This is a genomic window from Brevibacterium sanguinis, assembly GCF_039528855.1.
GTDB classification, from domain to species: Bacteria; Actinomycetota; Actinomycetes; order Actinomycetales; family Brevibacteriaceae; genus Brevibacterium; species Brevibacterium sanguinis.
Genome location: NZ_BAAAMB010000016.1, coordinates 347,525 through 354,048 on the forward strand (window position 1 = coordinate 347,525; position 6,524 = coordinate 354,048).

At 64.8% G+C, this 6,524-nt stretch carries 7 protein-coding genes; 5 read left to right on the forward strand and 2 right to left on the reverse strand.

From position 1 onward, the window contains the following. Window positions 1–170: 170 nt before the first annotated feature. On the forward strand, window positions 171–773 hold the full coding sequence (locus ABD154_RS17560; protein ID WP_344251785.1) for a hypothetical protein: 603 nt from the start codon (window positions 171–173) through the stop codon (window positions 771–773). Window positions 774–913: 140 nt separating this feature from the next. Then, window positions 914–1,321, forward strand: coding sequence for a YccF domain-containing protein (locus ABD154_RS17565; RefSeq protein WP_344251786.1), 408 nt, complete (start codon window positions 914–916; stop codon window positions 1,319–1,321). On the opposite strand, the gene ABD154_RS17570 is transcribed toward ABD154_RS17565, so the two are convergent. Continuing rightward, window positions 1,318–2,160, reverse strand: a complete 843-nt coding sequence (locus ABD154_RS17570) for a formate/nitrite transporter family protein (protein ID WP_344251787.1) — start codon at window positions 2,158–2,160, stop codon at window positions 1,318–1,320. The genes ABD154_RS17565 and ABD154_RS17570 overlap by 4 nt on opposite strands. A gap of 149 nt (window positions 2,161–2,309) precedes the next feature. Then, complete coding sequence (locus ABD154_RS17575) at window positions 2,310–3,059, reverse strand: IclR family transcriptional regulator (protein ID WP_344251788.1); 750 nt, start codon at window positions 3,057–3,059, stop codon at window positions 2,310–2,312. Window positions 3,060–3,243: 184 nt separating this feature from the next. Between ABD154_RS17575 and ABD154_RS17580 the strand changes: the two genes are divergently transcribed. Genes ABD154_RS17580 through ABD154_RS17590 form a run of 3 tightly spaced genes read left to right on the forward strand, consistent with a single transcriptional unit; the run spans window position 3,244 to window position 6,223 of the window. Continuing rightward, on the forward strand, window positions 3,244–4,593 hold the full coding sequence (locus ABD154_RS17580; RefSeq protein ID WP_344251789.1) for an RraA family protein: 1,350 nt from the start codon (window positions 3,244–3,246) through the stop codon (window positions 4,591–4,593). Between the two features lie 39 nt (window positions 4,594–4,632). Continuing rightward, the gene (locus tag ABD154_RS17585; protein WP_344251790.1) at window positions 4,633–5,985 is read left to right on the forward strand and encodes a TRAP transporter large permease subunit; all 1,353 of its coding nucleotides are present in this window, start codon (window positions 4,633–4,635) and stop codon (window positions 5,983–5,985) included. A gap of 1 nt (window position 5,986) precedes the next feature. Next, entirely contained in the window at window positions 5,987–6,223 is a 237-nt protein-coding gene (locus ABD154_RS17590; RefSeq protein WP_344251791.1) for a hypothetical protein, read from the forward strand. Window positions 6,224–6,524: the final 301 nt, after the last annotated feature.

Here is a 6,524-nt window from a genome sequence, read left to right on the forward strand (position 1 = left end):
GACCGAGTGACAGCGCCGCACCGCGACTCCGTTCGCAGGGCGGCGTTGTCGCACTCCGGGAAGGGAAGCGGAACGCCACCTCGGCGTCTGAGCAGTTGGCGGCGGTCGCCTCGGCGGGGGTGGGGTTATGCTGAGCCCACGATGACGCTGCCGTCAGGGGTGATGTGACTGTGACCGAGGGTTCTGGAACCGGTGACCCGATCGATGCGCGCAGTCGATCGGTGCGGTCGTCGTCATCCGCCGAGGTGTTCGAACTGCGCCTGCGCGTCGAGCGCATCGAGCGCATCATCGTCACCGGACACTGCCTGATCACCGCCGTGCTGCTCATCGTCGGAACGTTCGTGCCGATGTACCGCGACGGGCAGATCAACGGCTCCGACCTCTCGTGGTCCGTGGCCACCACCGTCGCGTACGGGATGTCGCTTCCGTTCACCTCTGGGGGTCCCGTCGAGGACCCATCCGGTGTCGAGGCCGTCCTTTTGGTGGGGTTCATCGGTCTGGGGATCGTCATCGCTCTCATCCTGCTCGTCGTCCTCCCGACAGCGGTGACGGGACAGTCGAACGCGCGGCTGCTGACCTTCTCACGGATCGTCGTCGTTCTCGGGGTGATCGGTGCGGTGGTGCCGCTGCTGCTCACCGGGCTGGCGCTCAATGCCGACGGTGACGAAGGAGGGTGGGGCGGCGTGGTGCTCTTCGCCGGGATGCTCGGCGCGCTGATTGTCATCCTCCCATCGTTCCGGGATCTCGCCGGCCTGGGCGACGAACGGTTGTGAGTTGACGCGGAGTGCTGCTGGACGCTGGCCTGGCGTTCTCACCGCCCACGAGACCGGCGCTGTGCTTTGGGGCTAACCGTATTGCGAGGTCGTGCACCGGTGAACGACGATGGAGTCTCGCGACCAAGGAGACGTGGACCATGAAGACCCTGCTCAACATCATCTGGCTGATCTTCAGCGGACTGTGGCTGGCCATCGGCTACTACCTCGCCGGCATCATCTGCTGCATCCTCATCGTCACGATCCCGTGGGGCATCGCGTCATTCAGAATCGGCAACTACGCGCTGTGGCCGTTCGGTCGTGAGGTCGTCGACACGGGCACGGCCGGCATCGCCGCCACCATCGGCAACATCATCTGGCTCATCGTCGCCGGCATCTGGCTGGCCATCGGGCACGTCGTCACGTCGATCCCGCTTTTCCTCTCGATCATCGGCATCCCTTTGGGGTGGGCGAACCTCAAGCTCATCCCCGTCTCGCTCATGCCCCTGGGCAAGCAGATCGTCGACAGCAATGCCCTCATTCCCGTCTACCGGGGAGCGCATTCCTAAGAGGCCTGCTCCTGGAGCTCTTCGAGGCTGATGTCGCCTCGACGCACTGCCCTGAGCACCCGGTGCGTCCGAACGACTCTCGGCAGTGCGATGACGAGCAGCCCGCCGATCATGTTGAAGACGATGACGATGACGAACCACTGCACGAACTGCAGGAGCGAGATGTCCGCGCCGGCGAGCATGGCCGCGATGATGATGATCGCGTTGATCGCCCCGTGGAGCATGCCCAGACCGATGACGAGCAGGCCGGCGACCATGCAGACGATCGCCGTGACCACCTGGTTCGTGGTCCCCTGCTGCATGCGCGTGGCCAGAGTGATCGTCGCTCCCGCGAGGAGTGAAAGCGCGATCATGACGACGAGCGAGGACTGATTGATGTAGCCGAGGGCTGTGTCGACGAGTACCGAGTGGTAGTCGGGCAGACCGATGACGATCAGCCAGGCGAAGGCCACGCCACCCACCAGGTTGGTCGCCAAGCTGACCACCCACAGCCGCACCATCTGAAGCCAGGTCGCCTGGCCTGCGAGGACGGCGTTGAGCGGCAGGAGGAACTCCTCGGTGAACAACTCGGAATGCGCCAGCTTGAGCGCGAGCAGCCCGATGCCGAAGGCCATGCCGGCGAGGATGTCCGACCCGGTGGCCTGCTTGACGAGGATCATCGCCATGATTCCCAGGCCCACGTCGATACCACCGAAGAGGCCGGTGACGATCAGCTCGGGCAGTTTCCGATTGAGTCGCGCGGCGCCTTCGGTGACGGTGGCAGCCGCTTCCTCGACCAGACCGTCTTCGAGATCGAGGTCGTTGTCGCCGAGTCGTTCGCGCTGTTCCTTCTGAGTCATGGCCCAAGTCTATGAGTTGGGATCGCTGTTCCGGCGAATATTGACGGCAAGTGTCATTGATAACATACCGCTGTTGAGTCTGCTTGCGAGGGCAGGTGATTCGTGTGTGCGCAGGGCTGCCGGTTTGTATGCCGATGCGGCCGGCTCGGTCACATCTGCGCGGTGATCCGCCGACTCGCTTGGAGAAGAGTGGACGTGTGCTCTTCGAGTTCGGCCCGTCCGACGTCGCCGGAGTTGGCGACGACGTTGATCGTCCCCAGCAGCCGGTCGTCGGGAGACCAGATGGGGGCGGTGGAGCTGAGGCTGTCGCGACTGCGCTCGGACTCCGCGAGGAAGTACCCTGCCTCGCGCACCTGTTCGAGATCGGCACGCAGCGCACCGAGATCCTGCACGCGACCGTTCGCCAAGGTCACAGGTTCGTAGCTGTCGAGGAGCCGTTCGCGGTCGTCCTCATCGGCATGGGCGAGCATCACCTTCCCGCCGCCGACGAACAGACCGAGCACCTGTCCGACGGGAAACTGATAGCTCAACGGGTTGGGCGCTTCAACGCGGGACACGAGCACGCGCCGATCGGCGACGCGGACGAACACCGACGACGTCAGCGAGGTGTGGTCGGTCAGCGCCGACAGCACGCTCGGACTGACGAGAGCAAGCCGATCCTGCAGCACGAAGGAGTGCGACATCGGCAGCACCTGCGGGCCGAGGGTGTAGCCGCGAGGCGTGTTCCTGAGATAGTCGCGCTTGACGAGCTGACCGATGACACGCTGCGTGGTCGCGAGATGAAGGCCCGTGGCACGCGAGATCTCCGTGAGGGTGATCGGCTCATGCGTGCTCGTCACGCACTCCAGAACATCGAGCGCACGATCAAGCGTGCGCCCCTGATTGTTCGTCGCTGCCATGGTGCGTCCTCCCCTTGTCGATGACGTTCTTCGGATGACCGGCGCTGCCGGATCCATCTTCGCAGAGGGAATCAGAACACTCGCATCGGCCCAAAGGCCTTGACGTGACGCGTGAGGCCGAGCAGAATGATCATCACCTACTACACAATGATAGATACTATCACTCAATGATAGGAGCGCAACGATGCGTGTTGCAGTTCTCGGTCTCGGCGAAGCCGGATCCCTGTACGCGAAGGCCTTCGCCCAGGAGGGGAATGACGTCGTCGGGTTCGATCCGCGGACGGTGGACGTCCCCACGGGCGTGACGACGGCGGGCAGTGTCGCCGAGGCGGTCGCGGAGTCCGATCTCATCCTCAGCCTCACGACAGCGAAGCCATCGGTGGCCGTCGCCGAAGAAGCCGCCGAGGCGATTCGGGACGGCGCGGTCTACCTCGATCTCAATGCGGCATCACCGCTGAGGAAACGGGACGTCGCCGAGGCGCTCGGCAGCCGGGCGCGATTCGTCGATGGTGCGGTCATCGGCTCAGTCCCGCGCTACGGTGCCCAGGTTCACGTCCTCCTCTCCGGGCCGCACTCCGACGAGGCCGCTGATCTGCTGCGGACGATCGGCGCCCGCGCGGAGCCGATTCAGGGACGGATCGGTGACGCCTCCCAGCGGAAGCTCCTCCGCAGCGTCTTCATGAAGGGCCTCGGCGCTCTCATCACCGAAGCGATGCGCGCCGGTGAGGAGACCGGCGAGGTCGAGTGGGTGCGTGCTCAGATCGCCGGCGAGCTCGCCCAGGGAGAGGACACGCTCGACCGTTTGCTCAAAGGAACGCGGACCCATGCCCTTCGGCGCGCTGCCGAGCTGGGCGACAGTCTCGACCTCCTCGCCGATCGCGAACGGCCCTGGCCGATGGCAGAGGCGGCCCGTTCGGTCCACCTCGAGCTGACGAGGGAGGGAACGGGACACCTGGCGGACGCACTCGCAGCCGTGCCCACCTCGGCGCTCGGAGACGGCGGAGACCGTCTGGGATTCCTCGACTCCGACATCAAGCCGATGTGGACCAGCGCGCCCATCGCAGGACCCGCCTTCACCGTCCTCACCCGGCCCGGGGACAACCAAGCCATCCATCGTGCGCTTCCGCTCACGCGCCCCGGGGACGTCCTTGTCGTCGCCGGTGGGGGAGAGACGAATCGAGCGCTCATCGGTGAGCTCATCGCCGAACGTGCGCAGCTGCGCGGCATCGCCGGCATGATCATCGACGGAGCGATCCGCGACGTCAACGAGATCGCGCAGCTCGGCTTCCCCGTGTGGGCGAAGGGCGTCTCGCCGGCCGGCCCGTTCAAATCGGGGCCCGGTCGTCTGCGCACGACGATCGCCGTCGCCGGCGCCGTCTGTCGGCACGGTGACTACATCGTCGCCGATGCTGACGGCGTCCTCGTCGTGCCGGCCGACTCGGCCCAACAGGTCCTTGCGGCCGGCAGGGCTGTCATCGCCGACGAACAGCGACGGCAGTCGGACATCCGCGCGTCGGCCGTCAGCCGGTCGTAGTCAGCGTCCCGTCATCTGATCAGAAAGGGGAGGACAACGATGCCTCTCGCCCTTATCGCCCTCGCAGTCTTCATCACCGTTATCGTCATCTGGAACGTCGTCGTCAAGCGCAATATGGCCGAAGCGATGCTGCTCGGCTTCATCGTCACGCTGCTCTTCGCCGGGGCGAACGCCCCTCAGTACGCAGCCGACGCCTTCGTCGAGGCATCTGAGAACGAAGTGCTCTTCGCCGCCGTCGCTTTCGTCTTCATGACCTACTTCGTCGAGCGGACCGGGGTGATGAACAAGCTCATCGCCATCCTGTCATCACTCCTCGGGCGCCTGCCCGGAGGCCCGGCCTACGTCGACACTGTCGCCTCAGCCGCCATGGGCGCCCTGGCCGGCGGTTCGAACACCGGCAACGCCGCCGCATCGGGATCGATCACCGGCCCCTGGATGGTGCGCACCGGGTGGAGGCGCGAACGAGCCGCCACTGTCATCGCCGGAAACGCCGGCCTCGGTGCCGCCCTGCCGCCCAGTGCATCGATGATCATCATGATCGGCTTCGCCGGGACCCTGGTCACGACCTCGCAGGTGTACCTGGCGCTGCTCGTCGCGGGCTCGTACCAAGTGCTCCTGCGCATCGGTCTCACCGCGTGGTTCGTTCATCGCGACGGCATCCGCGCAGAGACCGGAGCGGACCATGTTCCCCTTGCCTCGTCGCTGCGCCGAGGTTGGACCTCGGTGCTCGTCTTCGCGGGCGCGATCATCCCGATCCTCATCACCGTCGGACCGCTGGCAGACCTTCTCTCATCCGTTCCCTCGATCGGGGAATCCCTCGAGAACATCTCCCTCATCATGTGGATCCCCATCCTGATCATCGGCATCAGCGCTGTGATCGCATGGAAGGAGCTGCCGAAGACTCCGCGGCAGTGGTGGGACTTCCTCGCCGGTTCAGTGCCGCGGTTCTACACGATCGGAGCGATCCTCTTCTTCGCCATCATGGCCTCCGAAGTGCTCGCAGCCCTGGGACTCGACTCCGATGTCACCGCGCTGCTCGAGATGCTGAACCTTCCTCTGTGGCTGCTCGTCACCCTCATCGGCGTCCTCGTCGTCGTGGTGGCCGGCCCCCTGTCGTCGTCGGCAACTCTCAGTGCCGTCGGACAGGTCGCGCTCTTCTCGATGGTGGCCGCCGGAGTCGATCCGCTCCTCGCCGTCGTGGCGATCCTCGTCTTCGCCTCGACCGAGGGTGCCTCACCTCCGGCCTCGGGATCGATCTTCGTTGCGGCGGGCCTCACGGAGGCACAGCCGGAGAAGACCTTCATCCCGCTTGTCGTCTATTACGTTCTGCCCATCTTCGTCCTCGGGGTGCTCATCGCGTTGGGCATCATCCCTGTTCCCTTAGGAGGCTGACATGCGATCAGCACTGAAACAGATTCTCCTTCCGCTCTTCACGCTGGCGATGGCCGTGTTCCTCACCCTCGCGTTCGCGATCGTCGTCCTGCAGATCATCGGACTGGCCGCCGGACAGGGGGAGTGGATCGATACTGCGTATGCCGTGCTCGCACGGCCGAGCATCATAGCCGCCATTGCCGTCAGCCTCCTCGGCTACGCGTACTTCACGACGACCAGTGCCAAAGCAGACGACTGACCCCATCGGATCACGTGCTTTCTAGGCCCTGTGTTCCGCGTGTTTTCAGCGGTGACGGTTGTCACAGGCCGAATCCGGGCCAACGACTTGCAGGCAGCCTCTGCAGTGGTCTAGAGTTATATCTCGTTCGCCTCACCGGGAACACCACGATCAAAGGGTGTCCCCACCGGGTGTGACCAGCACAAACAGTGGTTTGATGCGGTGGATCACAGCAGGGTTGAGAGTGTGAGTGCGGGCAGCCTGTGGATGCCCCCGGTTGATCACGCGGAAAATGTTTCGTGTGATGGTTGGGTGTGTGTTT